This window comes from Sphingomonas sp. CV7422 (assembly GCF_027945725.1).
GTDB lineage: Bacteria > Pseudomonadota > Alphaproteobacteria > Sphingomonadales > Sphingomonadaceae > Sphingomonas > Sphingomonas kyungheensis.
Window position 1 is genome coordinate 618,532 of record NZ_CP115900.1, and the last position, 16,659, is coordinate 635,190.

Below are 16,659 nucleotides of genomic sequence, written 5' to 3' on the forward strand. Positions count from 1 at the left end.
GCCCGGCTGCGGCAATCTTACGTCACCGGCGGATCGCGGCAAGCACCTGCCAGCGCCGCGTCGCCCGGATCGGCGTCACCTGCCACGCGACGCCGGTTGCGGCGAGGAAGCGCTGGTTGATGCCGGCGGCGGTCTGCGCGAAATCGTAGAAGTCGATCCGGTGATGCGCGAGCACCAATCGTCCGCCACGGCGCACCACCCGGCCGACCGCGCGGGCGACCGCCGCCATCGCCGCCGGGTCGAGATAATAGAGCAATTCGGCCACTACCACCGCATCATAGACCGGCCGCGGCAGAGGTGCCGGCAGCACCAGCGTCAGCGCGCGGGAACGCGGCCAGCGGCGGATCGCCGCGGCGGTGAGCGCGGTGCCCTCGCGCGTGCCTTCGGTGGCGTCGAGCCGGCGCGCGCGGGGGGCGATCGCGGCGCTGTTCGAGCCGTTGCCGCTGGCGAGTTCGAGCACCCGGCCGAGCGGCGCCGGCCCGAGGCCATGGAGGATCGCGGCGCGCTTGATCGCTTCGTCGCGGTTGGTGAAGGTCCGCCACGGATCGTCCTCGGCGGCGAATTTGGCGGCGAAGCCGTCCAGCCGGATCGCGCTCACCGCGCGCCCCCGAACCGCTCGATCGGTTGCGCGAAGGCGCGCAGCTCGTGCGCGGCGATCGCGAAACCGGCAGGGTCGTCGCGGATCGCGCCCAACTGCGTGCGGTGCCGCGCGATCAGCAGGCGTTTGAACGCGCTGCCGCCGGGGACGGGCAGCGTCAGCCCCTGTACGTCGCCGCGGCGGCGTGGCGGCCAGACCCGATAGCTCAGCCGGCGGGCACGGCCGGGCAGGCGATCGAGCGCCGCGGCGACGGCGCGATGATCCGGGTGGGCATCGTCCGCCGCCGGCCCGACGATCAGGTCGGCGCCGGCCGACAGGCGGCGCAGGTGGCGCACCGCGTCGCCGACGTGGCGGGGCAGGTCGCCGTCGGGAAGCGCGAGGCAGCGCAGATCGCGCGCGCTGACGCCGAGCATCAGCAGCGCGCGCCGGCTCTCGCGGCGGCGTTCGGCGACCAGCCGCGCGCGCGGCCAGCGCCGGCTGCCGGGATGCGATGCGCCGCCGTCGGACACGATCACCACCGACACCGCCGCGCCGATCGTCTTCAGCCGGCGGATCAGCCCGGCGGCGCCGATGATCTCGTCATCGGGGTGCGGCGCGACGATCAGCGCGCGGCGGATGCCGGCGAGGCGCAGCCTCACAGCGCCGGTGCCAGCAGTCCCTCGCCGACCGCGCGGCCGACGCGCAGCCGCTGCGCATCGGGGACGGGCTGGCGCAGATAGACCGAGAGGTCGGTGAGCGTCGCCGACAGCGGATGCGCGACGAAATGGCCGGCGAGGCCGACCGCCTCCTGCGCGACGGTGATCGCGCGCGTCGCGGCCTCGGTCACCGCCAGCCGCGCCGCGGCGATGCGCGCCAGCCGCGCCTCGCCGTCGTTCGCGAACCAGGCGTCCGCCGCAGCCCGCACCGCCGCCGCGGCCTGTTCGGCGAGCGTGAACACTTCGGCGAGCCGGGCGGTCTGGAACGGATCGTCGGCGCGGCCGGTGGCGACGAGGTGGTCGCGTGTACGGTCGCACACGGCCGCGACGCCGCCGGCATGGACCGCGACGAAGCGCAGCGCGCCGCCGCTGAAGTGCGGCTCGCGTGCATAGACATCGGCCGCGCCGATCCGCGCCGTCGCCGGGACGATGGCGTCGTGCCAGCGGACCTGATGCGTCTCGGATCGCTGCATGCCGGTGGTCCGCCACCAGTCGCGGTCGATCGCCGGCGGCGTCGCGGCGAGATCGAGCAGCAGCAGCCGGGTGCCGTCCTCCGCCTGCGCGGTGACCAGCGCATGGCTGAGCACACCGGCGCCCGAGGCATAGCTCTTGCCGCCGCCCAGCCGGTCGCCGACGAGCCGCAGCGGCGCATCGGCGAGCGCCGCATTCCACACGCCGAGCGTCGCCCCGCCGCGCAGCGCCTCGCCGAGCGCGGCGACCTGCGCCGGCGTCGCGTAGCGGCGGACGATCTGCACCGCATCGACATGGCCTTCGAGCAGCCGGCCGAGCGGCAGATCACGCCGGCCGGTGGCGTAGAGCGCGCGGAGCAGGGCGAGATAGGCGTCGGTATCGGTCGGATCGCCGGGCGGGGTCTCGTCCCAGCCCTGCGCGCGGATCGCATCGCGCAGCAGATCGCGCATCATGCCGCTTCCTCCTGCGGCTGCGCCTCGAGCGCGGCCAGCGCCGCCTCGGCAAGGCCGAGGGGCAGCAGCGCCGGCTGGACCGAAGCGGCCGGGACGACGCGCATCGCAAAGGCCTCGCCATTGGGGCAATCGCGCGCGACGCCGAGGATATGGTCGGCATCGAGCCCGATCACCGCGCCGAGCCGGCCGCGGCTCGCCGGATCGTCGATCGTCGCGAACGCCCGCCGCGCGGCGGCCTGCGCGCGCGCCTGCCAGGCGATGCCGGCGGGATGCGCGACCTGCGGCAGATCGCCGTCGTCGAGCCGGCGCAACTGGCCGGCCAGCCCGCCGTCGACCCGGCCGATCCGCCGTGACGAGGTCTCGACCACCATCGCCGCATCGCGCCGGACGCGGAAGCCGGCGCGCGCCGCCTCGTCGAGCAGATCGGCATCCTCGCCGTGCGGCAGCGTGCGAAAGCCGCCGAGCGCGCGATAGCAGGCGGCGCGGACGGCGAGATTGGCGCCGCCTCCAAAATGGTGGCTGGCGCGATCCTCCCAGTCGACCGGATCGAGCCGCCGGCGATAGGCGTGGAGCCGGTCGAAATAGCGTTCGACGCGGCCTTGCAGGGGATCGGCGCTGCCGTTGCGGCGAACGATGCGGCCGGCGGCGACGTCGGCGAGGGCGAGCGCGGCAGACCCGGCGGCGATCCAGTCGGCGGCGGGGGTGCTGTCGGCATCGGTGGTGAAGAGCAGCGCGTCGGCATCACCGATCCGGTCGAGCGCCATAAGCATCGCCGCCCGCCGGGCCCGACCCGCATTGGCATCGGCCTGGCGCGGGCCGATCGCGATCCGGATCGGACGGTCGGCGGCAGCGGCGCGGAGCAGCGCCTCACTGCCGTCGCTGCACCCGTCGAGGTAGAAACAGCTGGTCACCGCGCCGGCAGGATCGCAGCGCCGCAATGCCGCGAGCAGCCCGGGCAGGGCCCGTTCCTCGTTGCGGACGGGCACGCAGACCAGGACCGGGCAGGGTGACAGCAGCGCAGACCTCCAAACCGCGGTGCCGGGACCGCGGCGCCGGCGTAGCGGTTTATCGTCTGTTCGTCGTAACTTATCGTATTGATCCATGTGTCAGGCGGCGGCGACGCCGGTGCCGTCGAACTCGGCGAAGGCGGCGCGGACCTCGTCGGCGAGCGTCGCGTCGGCGATGGCGACGGAGACGCGGACCGCCCCGGCGAGCGGCGCGTCGTCACGCGGTTCGGGCGTGGGAGCGGCCGCGGCCTCGTCGCTGCCCGCCTGTTCGACGCCGGTGGTGTTCGCCGCGCCGTCGGCGAGGACGCGGATCGCCTCGCGCGGCACTTCGAACTGCTGCACCAGGCGTTCCACCGTCATCTCCGCCTCACGGCGGGTGGCGAAGCGGGCGGTCAGGGTCGTGCTCATCATCGTCTCCCGGCGGCCGTCGTGGTCGCCATGCGGTCAACGCCCGGCGCAGGGTGTTCGGGCGCAGGCGAATCGTCATGGCGTTGCGGCGGCACGGCGACGCGCTACACAGCCGCCATGACCAGCCGAGCCCATCCGTCCGACGGCGCCGAGGCGCTCGTCATCGTCGATCCGCAGAACGACTTCTGCCCGGGCGGACGGCTCGCCGTCGCCGGGGGCGATGCGGTGATGGCGCCGATCGCCACGCTCGCCGAACGCTTCGCGCATGTCGTGGTGACGCAGGACTGGCATCCCGCCGGCCATGGCTCACTCGCGAGCAGCCATGCCGGCCGCGCGCCGTACGAGGTGATCGCGATGCCCTATGGCGACCAGGTGCTGTGGCCCGACCATTGCCTGCAACGCAGCGACGGCGCCGATTTCCATCCGGCCGTGGCGGCGGCGGTCGCGCACGCGCGGCTGATCGTCCGCAAGGGGATCGACCCGGCAGTCGATTCCTATTCCGCCTTCTTCGAGAATGACCGGAGGACGCGCACCGGGCTCGCCGGTGCGTTGCGCGATCTCGGCGTGACGCGCTGCGTCTTCGTCGGTCTGGCGTATGATTTCTGCGTCGGCTGGTCGGCGCTCGACGCGCGGCGCGAGGGGTTCGCCGCGACGATCCTGCGGCCGCTGACCCGCGCGATCGCGATGCCGGCCGGTTCGGGGACGAGCGTCGACGCGATCGACCGCGCGCTCGCCGCCGCGGGCGTCACCGTGCGCGACTGAGCCGGCGCTCAGACGTCCGAATCGAGGCGGAGTCTCCATGCGGTCGGCGCCGCCGGCGGTTCGGGCGGCAGCGTCTCGGCGATCGCGCGTTCGGCCTCGCGCGCCATGCGCACCAGCAGCGACCGGTCGAAACCGGCGGCGAGCGGCGCATTGTCGGCGACGCAGATCGCACCGAGCGCCATGCCGCCGTCGTCGTGGATCGGCACGCCGGCGTAGAATCGGATATAGGGATCGCCGGTCACCGACTCATAGCCGGCGAAGCGCACATCGGTCCGCGCGTCGGGCACGACCAGCGCCCGCCCGCCCTGCTGGATCGTTACCGCACAAAAGGCGGTGCTGCGAGCCGTCTCGGCGTAACCGAGGCCGCGTTCGGCAAGCAACAGCTGCGAGCGCCGGTCGATGATCGAGATGGCGGCAAAGGGGGTGCGATAATGATCGCGGACCTCGTCGACGATCCGCAGCAATTCGCTGCTGCCGCGCAAGCTCACCACCCGGCTGCGATCGACCGCGCCCTGCCGCTTCTTCTCGGCGGAGAAGGCTTGAAACCAATTGTCGACGTTCGGTTCCTGCACATCACTCTCCCTTCGTCACGCTTACGGGGTATCGAAGGAGGCGACGACTTATGCAAAGGGAATTGCATCGCAAGATGGGGCGGCCTGTCTCGCATCGGGGATTTGCGGGCAACGCGTCGAGCAATTGCCGGTCAAAGTGGTTCGGTTATCGGTTAATGACATATTAGCCGTCTTGTCGTCCGAAGCTGATGCCTGCTCTGGGATGGCGCTTAAGGTCTGCGCGACAACTTCGTGAGGGCGTGGACGGCGAGTAGCGGGTCGCGGCAAGTCATGCCCGGTAGCGCGAAGGTGCAGGAGCGGCAGGCCGAAGATCTTCGCCCGATGCCATTCGCGCCCGTGCCTCCTCGAAACGAGCAAAAGCCCGCGACCGTTCGGATCGCGAGCCTGCTGCTCTTTGGAAAATGGTGCCCAGAAGAGGACTCGAACCTCCACGACCTTGCGATCGCCAGCACCTGAAGCTGGTGCGTCTACCAATTCCGCCATCTGGGCACGGGGTAGGCGGCGGCCTTTAGGGGGCGGTCGGCGCGCTTGTCAACACGGGTTTCACGGGGCAAGGGGCGAAACATCAGCACAGCGACGAAAAAAATGAGGCCCGGGCGATGAAAGACAAGCTGGTTACGATCTTCGGCGGCGGCGGATTCGTCGGTCGCTACGTGGTGCAGGCGCTGCTGCACGGCGGTGCGCGCGTCCGCGTCGCCGAGCGCGATCCGCGGCATGCGTGGTTCCTCAAGCCCTTGGGTGGGCTCGGTCAGACCCAATTCGTCGCCGCCGACGTGACGCTGCCCGAGACGGTGGCACGCGCGGTGCAGGGCGCCGATGCGGTGATCAACATGGTCGGCGTGCTGGCCGGCGATTTCGAGCGCGTCCACGTCGGCGGCGCGCGCATCGTCGCCGAGGCCGCGGCGGCGGCGGGCGTCGAAACGCTCGTCCATATGTCGGCGATCGGTGCCGATGCGCAGGCGCGATCCGCTTATGGCAGCAGCAAGGGGCGCGGCGAGGAAGCGGTGCGCGCCGCTTTCCCGGGCGCGGCAATCATCCGCCCGTCGATCGTCTTCGGGCGCGAGGATCAGTTCATCAACCGCTTCGCCGCGATGATCGGCAAGGCGCCGGTGGTGCCGGTGCTGCGCGCCGGCGTGAAGTTCCAGCCGGTGTTCGCCGGCGACGTCGGCGAGGCGATGGCGGCGGCGACCGACGCGCGCTTCGCCGGCGAGACGTTCGAGCTCGGCGGCCCGGACGTGCTGACGATGGGCGAGATCATCCGCTGGATCGCACAGACGATCGGCCGCAGCCCGTCGATCGTCGAACTGCCCGACGCGGCCGGCGCCTTCCTCGCCAGGCTGCCGTTCGCGCCGATCACCAAGGATCAGTGGCTGATGCTCCAGCGCGACAATGTCGTCACGCCGGGTGCGCCGGGCCTCGCCGCGCTCGGTGTCGATCCGACGCCGTTGCAGGCGGTTGCGCCCGAATGGCTCGTCCGCTTCCGCCGCACCGGCCGCTTCGGTCGCCGTGCCGCAACACTCGCCGCCTAAGGACCATCCATGGATCTGCTGACCGTCATCCTCCTCGGCATCGTCGAGGGGGTCACCGAATTCCTGCCCGTCTCCTCGACCGGGCATCTCATCCTCGCCGGTACGTTGCTCGGCGTGCAGGATCAGGCGACCGCGACCTTCGACATCGTCATCCAGTTGGGCGCGATCCTGGCGGTGATCGTCCTCTACTGGCGGCGCTTCTGGGACGTGGCGACGGGATTGGCCGGTGGGCAGCCCAAGTCGATCGCCTTCGTGCGCAACATCGCGCTCGGCTTCCTGCCCGCCGCGGCGATCGGCGTGCTGGTGTACAAGGCGGTGAAGTCGCTGCTCGAAAGTCCCACCGTCGTCGCGGTGGCGCTGATCGTCGGCGGTGTCGCGATCCTCGTCATCGAGCGGTTGGTCAAGCAGGCGCGGATCGAATCGGTCGAGGCGATGCCGTGGACGACCGCGCTCGGCGTCGGCGTCGTCCAGTGTCTGGCGATGATCCCCGGCGTCAGCCGCTCGGGCGCGACGATCATGGGGGCGCTCAGCCTCGGCGTCGATCGCCGTGCGGCGGCGGAATTCTCCTTCTTCCTCGCGATCCCGACGATGCTCGCCGCATCGGGTTACGACCTGCTCAAGTCGGGGGCGACGCTGGGACAGGGCGAATGGCTCAGCATCGCGATCGGCTTCGTCGTCTCGTTCGTCGTCGCGCTGGTGGTGATCCGCTGGTTCGTCGGCATCGTCAGCCGGCACGGCTTCGCGCCCTTCGCCTGGTATCGCATCGTCATCGGGGCGGTCGCCCTGGTTGCCCTCCAACTGCGATAGGACCGGAGGAGTACCTAAAGAGGATACCTGCGGGCCGGGTTGATAGCCTCATTCCGTTTGGTACGACTTTTTAGGGCATATTAGCTTACCTAAAACATGATTTGTGCGTGACATGGCGGCCTTTCCTTTCTAGCGGATGCGAAAGGAGGCCCCATGGCGCACGATTCCATGCTCAAGTTCGTTGCCCGGCCGCAGGCCTATCCGGCGAAGCGTCCCGCTGACGCGCGCGCGGAGGATTTTGCCGAGATCGCCGCGCGCTATGCGCCGCCGGCGGCGGAGGATCAGGCCGGGCGCTGCTCGCAATGCGGCGTGCCCTATTGCTCGGTGCACTGCCCGCTCCACAACCATATTCCCGACTGGCTGCGGCTCACCGCCGAGGGCCGATTGCGCGAGGCCTATGAGCTGAGCAACGCCACCTCGACCATGCCGGAGATCTGCGGCCGCATCTGCCCGCAGGACCGGCTGTGCGAGGGCAATTGCGTCATCGAATTTTCCGGCCACGGCGCGGTGACGATCGGTTCGGTCGAGAAGTTCATCACCGACACCGCCTGGGAAGAGGGCTGGGTCGAGCCGCTCGTCCCCGGTCCGGCGCGCGGCGCGTCGGTCGCGGTGATCGGCGCGGGGCCGGCGGGGCTGACCGCGGCGGAATATCTGCGCGGCCACGGTTATGAGGTTCACGTCTACGACCGCCACGACCGCGCCGGCGGGCTGCTGACCTATGGCATCCCCGGCTTCAAGCTGGAGAAGCCGGTGGTGATGCGCCGCGTCGAGCGCCTTAAGGCAGGCGGCATCGTCTTCCACGAAGGGTTCGACGTCGGCGAACAGGCGAGCCTCGACGAACTGCGTCGCGAGCATGACGCGGTGCTGATCGCGACCGGCGTCTACAAGGCGCGGGCGCTCGACGTCGCCGGCGGCGACGATCGCGTGGTGGCGGCGCTCGACTATCTGATCGCCTCGAACCGCAAGGGCTTCGGCGATGCGGTGCCGGCATTCGATCAGGGCGCGCTCGATGCGGCGGGCAAGCATGTCGTCGTGATCGGCGGCGGCGATACCGCGATGGATTGCGTGCGCACCGCGATCCGCCAGGGCGCCGCCTCGGTCAAATGCCTGTACCGCCGCGATCGCAAGAACATGCCGGGCAGCCAGCGCGAGGTCGCCAATGCCGAGGAAGAGGGCGCCGAATTCGTCTGGCTTTCGGCACCGGCGGCGTTCGAGGCGGACGGCACGGTGCGCGCCCGCAAGATGCGGCTCGGCGCCCCCGACGCCAGCGGTCGCCGCGCGCCCGAAGCGGACCCGAGCGGCGACTTCACGCTCCATGCCGATCTGGTGATCCAGGCCTTGGGCTTCGACGCCGAAGACCTGCCGACGCTGTTCGGCGCGCCCGAGCTCGGCGTCAGCCGCTGGGGCACGGTGCTGGTCGACGGCAAGACGCTGATGACCAGCCTCGACGGCGTGTTCGCGGCGGGCGACATCGTGCGCGGCGCGAGCCTCGTCGTCTGGGCGATCCGCGACGGTCGCGATGTCGCGGCGACGATGCACAAGTGGCTGAAGGCCAAGGCGAAGGTCGGCAAGGTGGCGGCATGAGCCCGCTCCGGCTGCTCGTCGCGACCGCGCTATTGGTCGCACCTGAGCCCGTGCTGGCGCAGGCAGCGGCGCAACCCGGCACGATCGCCACCGCCCGCGCCCTTGTGGCGCAGATGCGGATGGAGCGCGTGCTCGATCCGATGTTCGCACAGCTCATGCCGCTGATGGTCAGCAACGTCGAAAATGCGATGCGGGCCGATACGGCGGCACCGGCGGCGCTCAAGGCACGGCTCGCCACCGATGCGGGCCGGCAGCAGGTCGGCGCGATCATCTCCGAAGAATTCGCACGCGCGTTCCGCGAGCGCTATCCGGCGATCGCCGAAGCGACGGCGGAGGAATATCGCAAGACGTTCAGCGAAAGCGAACTGACGACGATCCTCGCCTTCTATCGATCGCCGACCGGCGCCAAGCTGCTCGACGCCCAGCCGGCGTTGCAGAAGGCGCTGTCCGAGGCAGGACGCGGCGTAGGCCGCGATGCTGCAATGGCAGCGTTCCCGAAAGTCCAGGCGCGTCTCAGCGCGCTCGATACCCCGGCCGGCAAGTAGGACCTATCCGATGACCACCGATCCCCGCGCCTATCTCGCCGAGCATGGCATGTACCGCCCCGACAGCGAGGGCGATGCCTGTGGCGTCGGCCTCGTCGCCGCGACCGACGGGCGCGCGTCGCGGCGCGTCGTCCAGTCGGCGGTCGATGCGCTGAAGGCGGTGTGGCACCGCGGCGCGGTCGATGCCGATGGCAAGACCGGCGACGGCGCGGGCATCCATATCGACCTGCCGCACCGCTTCTTCGACGACGCCGTCGTCGCATCGGGGCACAAGGTGCTGCCCAACCGGCTCGCGGTCGGCATGATCTTCCTGCCGCGCACCGACCTCGGCGCGCAGGAGATGTGCCGCACGATCGTCGAGAGCGCGATCATCGAGGCGGGCTATACCATCTACGGCTGGCGGCAGGTGCCCGTCGACGTGTCGGTGATCGGCCTCAAGGCGCAGACGACGCGGCCGGAGATCGAGCAGATCATGATCGCCGGGCCGATGCCCGACGAGGTCAGCGCCGCCGAATTCGAGAAGAACCTCTACCTCGTCCGCCGCCGCATCGAGAAGCGCATCATCGCCGCGCAGATCCAGGGCTTCTACGTCTGCTCGCTGTCGTGCCGCTCGATCGTCTACAAGGGGCTGTTCCTCGCCGAGAGCCTGTCGGTCTTCTATCCCGATTTGCAGGACCAGCGGTTCGAATCGCGCGTCGCGATCTTCCACCAGCGCTATTCGACCAACACCTTCCCGCAATGGTGGCTGGCGCAGCCGTTCCGCTGCCTCGCGCATAACGGCGAGATCAACACGATCCGCGGCAACAAGAACTGGATGCTCAGCCACGAGATCCGCATGGCGAGCCTCGCGTTCGGCGACAATTCGGAGGACATCAAGCCGGTGATTCCGGCGGGCGCGTCCGACACCGCCGCGCTCGACGCGGTGTTCGAGGCGATCTGCCGATCGGGGCGCGACGCGCCGACCGCCAAGCTGATGCTGGTGCCGGAGGCCTATTCGGACGACATGCCGCCGGCGCACCTCGCCATGTACCAATATCTCGCCTCGGTGATGGAACCGTGGGACGGCCCCGCCGCGCTGGCGATGACCGATGGCCGTTGGGCGGTGGCGGGCGTCGACCGCAATGCGCTGCGGCCGCTGCGCTATACGCGCACCTCGGACGGGTTGCTCGTCGTCGGGTCGGAGACCGGCATGGTCGCGCTGCCCGAATCGACCGTCGTCGCCAAGGGGCGGCTCGGGCCGGGGCAGATGATCGCGGTCGACCTCGAACAGGGGCAGGTGCTCGGCGATCGCGAGGTCAAGGACCGGATCGCCGCCGAGCATGATTATCCGGCGATGATCGGCGAATTCCACACGCTCGACGATCTGCCCGAGGTCGAGGAGGCGGTGGTCCGCTACGACCGGCCCGCGCTGGCGCGGCGGCAGGTCGCCGCCGGCCAGACGCTCGAGGACATGGAGCTGATCCTTTCCCCGATGGTGGAGACCGGCAAGGAGGCGATCGGCTCGATGGGCGACGATACGCCGCTCGCCGTCATCAGCGACAAGCCGCGCCTGATCAGCCAGTTCTTCCGCCAGAACTTCAGCCAGGTGACCAATCCGCCGATCGACCCGCTGCGCGAACGCTACGTCATGTCGCTGCGCACCCGCTTCGGCAATCTCGCCAATATCCTCGATACCGAGGATCAGCGCGACCGCGTGCTGGTGCTCGATTCGCCGGTGCTGACCGGCCAGCATTGGGCGCGGCTCAAGGCGCATTTCGCGCGCACCGCGACCGAGATCGACTGTACCTTCGATGCCGACGGTGGTCCGGAGAAATTGCGCGCCGCGATCCAGCGCATCCGCAACGAGGCGGAGCAGGCGGTGCGCCAGGGCAAGAGCGAGCTGTTCCTGACCGACGAACATGTCGGCGAAGACCGGATCGCGATCGCCGGCGTGCTGGCGGCGGCGGCGGTGCATACGCATCTCGTCCGCCGGGGGCTGCGCTCCTATGCCTCGATCAACGTGCGCTCGGCGGAATGCCTCGACACGCATTATTATGCGGTGCTGATCGGCGTCGGCGCGACGACGGTGAACGCCTATCTGGCGGAGGCGGCGATCGTCGACCGGCAGGCGCGCGGGCTGTTCGGCGACCTGTCCTTGGAGGAATGCCTCAAGCGCCATCGCCATGCGATCGAGGAAGGCCTGCTCAAGATCATGAGCAAGATGGGGATCGCGGTGATCTCCTCCTATCGCGGCGGCTATAATTTCGAGGCGGTCGGTCTCAGCCGCAGCCTGGTCAACGACCTGTTCCCCGGCATGCCCGCCAAGATCTCGGGCGAGGGCTATAACTCGCTGCACCATTCGGCGATGATGCGGCACGAGCTCGCCTGGGACGAGGCGGTCGCCAAGCTGCCGATCGGCGGTTTCTACCGGCAGCGCCATACCGGCGAGACGCATGCCTATTCGGCGCAGCTGATGCACCTGTTGCAGACCGCGGTGTCGACCGACAGCTATACCAGCTATCTCCAGTTCAGCCGCGGCGTCGCCGATCTGCCGCCGGTCTATCTGCGCGACCTGCTCCAGTTCAATTTCCCGAGCGAGGGCGTGCCGGTCGATCAGGTCGAGGCGATCACCGAGATCCGCAAGCGCTTCGTCACGCCGGGCATGTCGCTGGGCGCGCTGTCGCCGGAGGCGCACGAGACGCTGGCAATCGCGATGAACCGGATCGGCGCCAAGGCGGTGTCGGGCGAGGGCGGCGAGGACGTCAAGCGCTTCACCCCCTATGAGAATGGCGACAACGCCAATTCGACGATCAAGCAGATCGCCAGCGGCCGCTTCGGCGTCACCGCCGAATATCTCGGCGCCTGTGAGGAGATCGAGATCAAGGTCGCGCAGGGTGCCAAGCCCGGCGAGGGCGGGCAGCTGCCCGGCTTCAAGGTCACCGAATTCATCGCCAAGCTGCGCCATGCGACGCCGGGCGTGACGCTGATCTCGCCGCCGCCGCATCACGACATCTATTCGATCGAGGATCTGGCGCAGCTCATCTACGACCTGAAGCAGATCAATCCGCGCGCGCGCGTCTGCGTCAAATTGGTCAGCTCGTCGGGGATCGGCACGGTCGCGGCGGGCGTCGCCAAGGCGCATGCCGACGTCATCCTGGTCGCCGGCCACGTCGGCGGCACCGGCGCCTCGCCCCAGACCAGCGTCAAATATGCCGGGACGCCGTGGGAGATGGGCCTCAGCGAGGTCAATCAGGTGCTCACGCTCAACGGCCTGCGCGGCCGGGTGCGGCTGCGCACCGACGGCGGGCTCAAGACCGGGCGCGACATCGTCATCGCCGCGATCCTGGGTGCCGAGGAATTCGGCATCGGCACGCTCAGCCTCGTCGCGATGGGCTGCATCATGGTGCGCCAATGCCATAGCAACACCTGCCCGGTCGGCGTCTGCACGCAGGACCCGGCGCTGCGCGACAAGTTCGTCGGCACGCCGGAAAAGGTCATCAACCTGATGACCTTCATCGCCGAGGAGGTGCGCGACATCCTCGCCCGGCTCGGTGTGCGCAGCCTCGACGAGGTGATCGGGCGGACCGAATTGCTGCGTCAGGTCAGCCGCGGTGCCGAGCATCTCGACGATCTCGATCTCAATCCGATCCTCGCCAAGGTCGATGCGACCGATGCCGAGCGGCGTTTCTCGCTGTCGACCTTCCGCAACGAAGTGCCCGACAGCCTCGACGCGCAGATCATCAAGGATGCCGCGGCGGTGTTCAGCCGCGGCGAGAAGATGCAGCTCACCTATTCGGTGCGCAACACGCATCGCGCGGTCGGCACGCGGCTGTCGAGCGAGGTCACCCGCCGGTTCGGGATGAGCAAGCTCGCCGACGGTCACGTCACCGTCCGCCTGCGCGGCAGCGCGGGGCAGAGCCTCGGCGCCTTCCTGTGCAAGGGCATCACGCTCGAAGTGTTCGGCGACGCCAACGATTATGTCGGCAAGGGCCTGTCGGGCGGGATCATCGTGTTGCGGCCCGCGGTATCGTCGCCATTGGCGAGCCAGGACAATACGATCCTCGGCAATACGGTGCTCTACGGCGCGACGTCGGGAACCCTGCTCGCCGCCGGGCAGGCGGGCGAGCGGTTCGCGGTGCGCAACTCGGGTGCGACCGTGGTCGTCGAGGGCTGCGGCGCCAATGGCTGCGAATATATGACCGGCGGCGTCGCGGTGCTGCTCGGCCGGGTCGGCCAGAATTTCGGCGCCGGGATGACCGGCGGCATGGCCTTCGTCTACGATCCCGACGGCGCATTCGCCCAGCGCGCCAATCCGGAGAGCATCGTCTGGCAACGGCTTGCCTCGGCGCATTGGGCGGGCGTGCTGCACGATCTCGTCCAGCGCCATGCGGCGGCGACCGACAGCAAATGGTCGAAGGGGCTGCTCGCCGATTGGGACCGGGTCGCCGGCGACTTCTGGCAGGTGGTGCCCAAGGAGATGCTGTCGCGCCAGACCTATCCGTTGGATGATTCGGTGGCGCTGGTCGCGGCAGAGTAAGGGGTTACAGCGCGGGCCGGATATCGGTCCGCGCGAAATCCTCGCCTTTGTAGAGCAGGGGTAGGTCGAGCGACTTGGCGACCGCATAGACCATGCAATCGCCGAAATTCAGTCGCGCCGGGCGGCCACTGAATCGTTGCAGCGCCTCGATGGCGAGCGCGACGTGTGTTTCCGTCCAAGGGACGATCTGTATCGACGGCGCAGTGAGCAAGGTGTCCGCGCGCAACGTATAGTTTGGGCCGAAGCGCCGATGGATCACCAGACGGAGTTCGAAGATCGTCGGAGCAGGTACGATGATAGCCGCATGATCCCGCAACGCATCCGCGTAGAGCTGGGCGTCAGCTTCATTGAAGATGATCGCGGCGAAGGCGGACGCATCCGCCACGATCATCGCGGCAGGCCGTTTTCGTCGTACACTAACTCACGGTAGGGTCGGGGATCGAGAACGGGAGCCTTGGCGAACGTCGCCTGCACCTCGCGCACGCGCCGCATGAAATCGTCCTTACGGTCCTGTTCGATATCACGGGCCAGCTCGCTGTTGACGGCCAGCCCGATGGCGTCGGTCAACGAAACTCCGCGGCGTTCGGCCAGCTGCCGGATCGCCCGCTCATGCGCATCGTGTTCGATGGTGATACCCATCCGCCCATCCTCAAGACAGCGTCATTCTAAATTATAGAACGGATGAGGTGAACACAACGGCTTCACCTCGCCCCCGCCGATGCCCTACAGAGCCGGCATGTGGCAGCTTTACCAATTCCCGCTTTGTCCGTTCAGCCGCAAGGTGCGGCTGCTGCTCGGCGAGAAGGGCGTCGGCTATGCGCTGGTCCGCGAATCGCCGTGGGACCGGCGTGACGAGTTCATGGACATGAACCCCGCCGGCGAGACGCCGGTGATGGTCGATGCCGCACGGCCGGGTGCGCCGCTGATCGATTCGATGGCGATCTGCGAATATTTCGAGGAGACGGTCGACAAGGCGGCGATGATCAACGGCACCGCCGCCAATCGCGCCGAGATCCGCCGGCTGGTCAGCTGGTTCGACACGCATTTCTACCGTGACGTCACCGGGCCGCTGTTACACGAGCGGGTCGTCAAGCGGCTCGCGCATCGTGCCTCGCCGGACGCCCGCGGGCTGCGCGAGGCGATGAAGGCGGCGGTCAGCCACCTCGATTACACCGATTATCTGCTCGACCATCGCAACTGGCTGGGCGGCGCGACGCTGAGCCTCGCCGATCTCGCCGCGGCGGCGCAGATTTCGGTCGCCGATTATCTCGGCGGAATCGACTGGAAGGGGCATGACCAGACCGCGCGCTGGTATCGCGGCTTCAAGAGCCGGCCGAGCTTCCGGCCGCTGCTGTCCGAACGGATGGAGATGATTGGGCCACCGGCGCATTATGACAATGTCGACTTCTGACCCCGCGACGATCGCCGACTTCGAGCGGATCGACATCCGCGTCGGCACGATCGTCGCCGCCGAGCCCTTCCCGGAGGCGCGCAAGCCGGCGATCAAGCTGCGCATCGACTTCGGCCCGCAGATCGGCGTGAAACGGTCGTCGGCGCAGATCACCACCCACTATACGCCCGAGGCGCTGGTCGGGCGCCAGGTCGCCGCGGTCGTCAATTTCCCGCCGCGGCAGATCGGGCCGTTCCTGTCCGAGGTGCTGACCCTCGGCTTCCCCGATGCGGACGGCGCAGTGGTGCTGATCGGCCCGGGGCAGCTGGTGCCGGATGGCGGGCGGCTGTTCTAGCCGGCGAGCAGCGCCAGCGTCGCCTGATCGCGCTGACCACGGTAGAAGCGGGAGAGCGCCGCGGTGAACGGCGCCGGATCGTCGGCGACCTCGGCGAACAGCGTCATCGACGAATGGAGTTTCAGCGCATCGACCTCGCCGAGGATCGACAGCGCGCTGCCCGGCGCGGCGGTGACCGTCCGCGTCGCCTCGATCAGCCGGGGGCCGAGCAGGGGATGGGCGAGATAGGCGCGTGCCTCGACAGCGTCGCGGATCGCGTAGAAGCGCGCCGTCTCGCTATGGCCGAGGCCGGCGATCTGCGGGAAGATGAACCACATCCAATGGCTGGTCTTGCGGCCCCGGCGCAGTTCGGCGAGCGCCTGATCGTGGACGAGGGCTTGGGCGGAGAGGAAACGATCGAGCGCGTCAGTCATGGGCGAGGCAACCGCCGGGGTGGCTGCCGCGTTCCCCATTCCTATGCGCGCCCTCTGCCTTGTCCCGCTCGTCCTGCTCGCCGCCTGCGGCAGCCGTGAGACCGCCACCCGCGACGACAATGCCGCCGCCGCCGCTTTCGTGCCGCCGCCGACGCTGCCGCCCAAGCCCTTGCCGGGGCAGGAGCACAGCAATCCGATCACCGCTTATGTCGGCAAATATCCGGGCGATGCGGTCGACGGCGTCGGCTTCTACGATCGCACCGAAGTGTCGCGCGCGCTGATCGACGCGGTCGGTGACGAGAAGCTGCGCCATCGCTTCACCTCGCGCGAGGCGGTGAGCGTGCCGATCTTCCGCAGCCGCGACGGCCGCATCGCCGCACATGGCTGTGCGCCGCATGATTGCGCCGACACCAACTGGACCTTCCTCGTCGCGCCGGACGGCAGCCGGGGCGAGGCCTGTTACCATGATCAGGCGACGATGGCGGCGACCAGCCGCTGGTATGCCGCCGGATCGCCGCCGCGGTCCCGCCCCGGCGATTGCCCCCAGGAGTAAGC

General features: G+C 69.2%; 18 protein-coding genes and 1 tRNA gene. 9 read left to right on the forward strand and 10 right to left on the reverse strand.

What is annotated here, in order from left to right; all coding sequences use genetic code 11:
* Nucleotides 1–22: 22 nt before the first annotated feature.
* The 5 genes from PBN85_RS02940 to PBN85_RS02960 form a co-directional block, all read right to left on the reverse strand.
* Entirely contained in the window at nt 23–598 is a 576-nt protein-coding gene (locus PBN85_RS02940) for an SAM-dependent methyltransferase (RefSeq protein WP_271300110.1), read from the reverse strand.
* The gene (locus tag PBN85_RS02945) at nt 595–1,236 is read right to left on the reverse strand and encodes a PIG-L deacetylase family protein (RefSeq protein ID WP_271300111.1); all 642 of its coding nucleotides are present in this window, start codon (nt 1,234–1,236) and stop codon (nt 595–597) included. The genes PBN85_RS02940 and PBN85_RS02945 overlap by 4 nt, the downstream gene beginning before the upstream one ends.
* Nucleotides 1,233–2,216 carry an acyl-CoA dehydrogenase gene (locus tag PBN85_RS02950; RefSeq protein ID WP_271300112.1) on the reverse strand — a complete coding sequence of 328 codons (984 nt, stop codon included), beginning with the start codon at nt 2,214–2,216 and terminating at the stop codon, nt 1,233–1,235. The genes PBN85_RS02945 and PBN85_RS02950 overlap by 4 nt, the downstream gene beginning before the upstream one ends.
* A complete protein-coding gene (locus PBN85_RS02955) occupies nt 2,213–3,202 on the reverse strand; it encodes a glycosyltransferase (protein WP_271300113.1) in 990 nt (329 codons plus the stop codon). The genes PBN85_RS02950 and PBN85_RS02955 overlap by 4 nt, the downstream gene beginning before the upstream one ends.
* A gap of 120 nt (nt 3,203–3,322) precedes the next feature.
* Entirely contained in the window at nt 3,323–3,631 is a 309-nt protein-coding gene (locus tag PBN85_RS02960; RefSeq protein ID WP_037532492.1) for a hypothetical protein, read from the reverse strand.
* 117 nt (nt 3,632–3,748) lie between these two features.
* Here PBN85_RS02960 and PBN85_RS02965 point away from each other — a divergent pair, with 117 nt between their 5' ends.
* Complete coding sequence (locus PBN85_RS02965; protein WP_271300114.1) at nt 3,749–4,393, forward strand: nicotinamidase; 645 nt, start codon at nt 3,749–3,751, stop codon at nt 4,391–4,393.
* 8 nt (nt 4,394–4,401) lie between these two features.
* On the opposite strand, the gene PBN85_RS02970 is transcribed toward PBN85_RS02965, so the two are convergent.
* The gene (locus tag PBN85_RS02970) at nt 4,402–4,965 is read right to left on the reverse strand and encodes a GAF domain-containing protein (RefSeq protein ID WP_271300115.1); all 564 of its coding nucleotides are present in this window, start codon (nt 4,963–4,965) and stop codon (nt 4,402–4,404) included.
* Nucleotides 4,966–5,367: 402 nt separating this feature from the next.
* Nucleotides 5,368–5,454: transfer RNA gene (locus PBN85_RS02975), tRNA-Leu, on the reverse strand.
* Nucleotides 5,455–5,564: 110 nt separating this feature from the next.
* Here PBN85_RS02975 and PBN85_RS02980 point away from each other — a divergent pair.
* From PBN85_RS02980 to gltB, 5 genes are all read left to right on the forward strand, one after another.
* Entirely contained in the window at nt 5,565–6,494 is a 930-nt protein-coding gene (locus PBN85_RS02980; protein ID WP_037532486.1) for a complex I NDUFA9 subunit family protein, read from the forward strand.
* A gap of 9 nt (nt 6,495–6,503) precedes the next feature.
* A complete protein-coding gene (locus PBN85_RS02985) occupies nt 6,504–7,301 on the forward strand; it encodes an undecaprenyl-diphosphate phosphatase (protein ID WP_271300116.1) in 798 nt (265 codons plus the stop codon).
* A gap of 153 nt (nt 7,302–7,454) precedes the next feature.
* A complete protein-coding gene (locus PBN85_RS02990; RefSeq protein ID WP_271300117.1) occupies nt 7,455–8,885 on the forward strand; it encodes an NAD(P)-dependent oxidoreductase in 1,431 nt (476 codons plus the stop codon).
* Nucleotides 8,882–9,430: a DUF2059 domain-containing protein gene (locus tag PBN85_RS02995; protein WP_051583297.1), complete on the forward strand. Its 549-nt coding sequence runs from the start codon at nt 8,882–8,884 to the stop codon at nt 9,428–9,430. The genes PBN85_RS02990 and PBN85_RS02995 overlap by 4 nt, the downstream gene beginning before the upstream one ends.
* 10 nt (nt 9,431–9,440) lie before the next feature.
* Nucleotides 9,441–13,946, forward strand: a complete 4,506-nt coding sequence (gene gltB, locus PBN85_RS03000) for a glutamate synthase large subunit (RefSeq protein ID WP_271300118.1) — start codon at nt 9,441–9,443, stop codon at nt 13,944–13,946.
* Nucleotides 13,947–13,950: 4 nt separating this feature from the next.
* Here gltB and PBN85_RS03005 read toward each other — a convergent pair whose 3' ends face one another.
* Together PBN85_RS03005 and PBN85_RS03010 are read right to left on the reverse strand one after the other, a co-directional pair.
* Entirely contained in the window at nt 13,951–14,337 is a 387-nt protein-coding gene (locus PBN85_RS03005; protein WP_271300119.1) for a type II toxin-antitoxin system VapC family toxin, read from the reverse strand.
* Complete coding sequence (locus PBN85_RS03010; RefSeq protein ID WP_271300120.1) at nt 14,334–14,585, reverse strand: type II toxin-antitoxin system VapB family antitoxin; 252 nt, start codon at nt 14,583–14,585, stop codon at nt 14,334–14,336. The genes PBN85_RS03005 and PBN85_RS03010 overlap by 4 nt, the downstream gene beginning before the upstream one ends.
* Nucleotides 14,586–14,682: 97 nt before the next feature.
* Between PBN85_RS03010 and PBN85_RS03015 the strand changes: the two genes are divergently transcribed.
* Both PBN85_RS03015 and PBN85_RS03020 read left to right on the forward strand, forming a co-directional pair.
* Nucleotides 14,683–15,357 carry a glutathione S-transferase family protein gene (locus PBN85_RS03015; RefSeq protein ID WP_037532470.1) on the forward strand — a complete coding sequence of 225 codons (675 nt, stop codon included), beginning with the start codon at nt 14,683–14,685 and terminating at the stop codon, nt 15,355–15,357.
* Nucleotides 15,344–15,691 (forward strand): tRNA-binding protein, encoded by a 348-nt coding sequence (locus PBN85_RS03020; protein WP_271300121.1) that lies wholly within the window; start codon nt 15,344–15,346, stop codon nt 15,689–15,691. Before PBN85_RS03015 ends, PBN85_RS03020 begins: the two co-directional genes overlap by 14 nt.
* Here PBN85_RS03020 and PBN85_RS03025 read toward each other — a convergent pair.
* Complete coding sequence (locus PBN85_RS03025; RefSeq protein WP_037532466.1) at nt 15,688–16,104, reverse strand: DUF1810 domain-containing protein; 417 nt, start codon at nt 16,102–16,104, stop codon at nt 15,688–15,690. The two genes, PBN85_RS03020 and PBN85_RS03025, sit on opposite strands and share 4 nt — an antisense overlap.
* Here PBN85_RS03025 and PBN85_RS03030 point away from each other — a divergent pair.
* On the forward strand, nt 16,103–16,657 hold the full coding sequence (locus tag PBN85_RS03030) for a hypothetical protein (RefSeq protein ID WP_271300122.1): 555 nt from the start codon (nt 16,103–16,105) through the stop codon (nt 16,655–16,657). The genes PBN85_RS03025 and PBN85_RS03030 overlap by 2 nt on opposite strands.
* The last annotated feature ends 2 nt before the right edge of the window (nt 16,658–16,659 follow it).

What these genes read in the sequence shown, in the direction of transcription:
- PBN85_RS02950 (WP_271300112.1), bottom strand. Translation starts at nt 2,216, where the DNA reads ATGATGCGCGATCTGCTGCGCGATGCGATCCGCGCGCAGGGCTGGGAC.
- PBN85_RS02960 (WP_037532492.1), bottom strand. Translation starts at nt 3,631, where the DNA reads ATGAGCACGACCCTGACCGCCCGCTTCGCCACCCGCCGTGAGGCGGAG.
- PBN85_RS02965 (WP_271300114.1), top strand. Translation starts at nt 3,749, where the DNA reads ATGACCAGCCGAGCCCATCCGTCCGACGGCGCCGAGGCGCTCGTCATC.
- PBN85_RS02980 (WP_037532486.1), top strand. Translation starts at nt 5,565, where the DNA reads ATGAAAGACAAGCTGGTTACGATCTTCGGCGGCGGCGGATTCGTCGGT.
- PBN85_RS02985 (WP_271300116.1), top strand. Translation starts at nt 6,504, where the DNA reads ATGGATCTGCTGACCGTCATCCTCCTCGGCATCGTCGAGGGGGTCACC.
- PBN85_RS02990 (WP_271300117.1), top strand. Translation starts at nt 7,455, where the DNA reads ATGGCGCACGATTCCATGCTCAAGTTCGTTGCCCGGCCGCAGGCCTAT.
- PBN85_RS02995 (WP_051583297.1), top strand. Translation starts at nt 8,882, where the DNA reads ATGAGCCCGCTCCGGCTGCTCGTCGCGACCGCGCTATTGGTCGCACCT.
- gltB (WP_271300118.1), top strand. Translation starts at nt 9,441, where the DNA reads ATGACCACCGATCCCCGCGCCTATCTCGCCGAGCATGGCATGTACCGC.
- PBN85_RS03005 (WP_271300119.1), bottom strand. Translation starts at nt 14,337, where the DNA reads ATGATCGTGGCGGATGCGTCCGCCTTCGCCGCGATCATCTTCAATGAA.
- PBN85_RS03010 (WP_271300120.1), bottom strand. Translation starts at nt 14,585, where the DNA reads ATGGGTATCACCATCGAACACGATGCGCATGAGCGGGCGATCCGGCAG.
- PBN85_RS03015 (WP_037532470.1), top strand. Translation starts at nt 14,683, where the DNA reads ATGTGGCAGCTTTACCAATTCCCGCTTTGTCCGTTCAGCCGCAAGGTG.
- PBN85_RS03020 (WP_271300121.1), top strand. Translation starts at nt 15,344, where the DNA reads ATGTCGACTTCTGACCCCGCGACGATCGCCGACTTCGAGCGGATCGAC.
- PBN85_RS03030 (WP_271300122.1), top strand. Translation starts at nt 16,103, where the DNA reads ATGGGCGAGGCAACCGCCGGGGTGGCTGCCGCGTTCCCCATTCCTATG.
- PBN85_RS03025 (WP_037532466.1), bottom strand. Translation starts at nt 16,104, where the DNA reads ATGACTGACGCGCTCGATCGTTTCCTCTCCGCCCAAGCCCTCGTCCAC.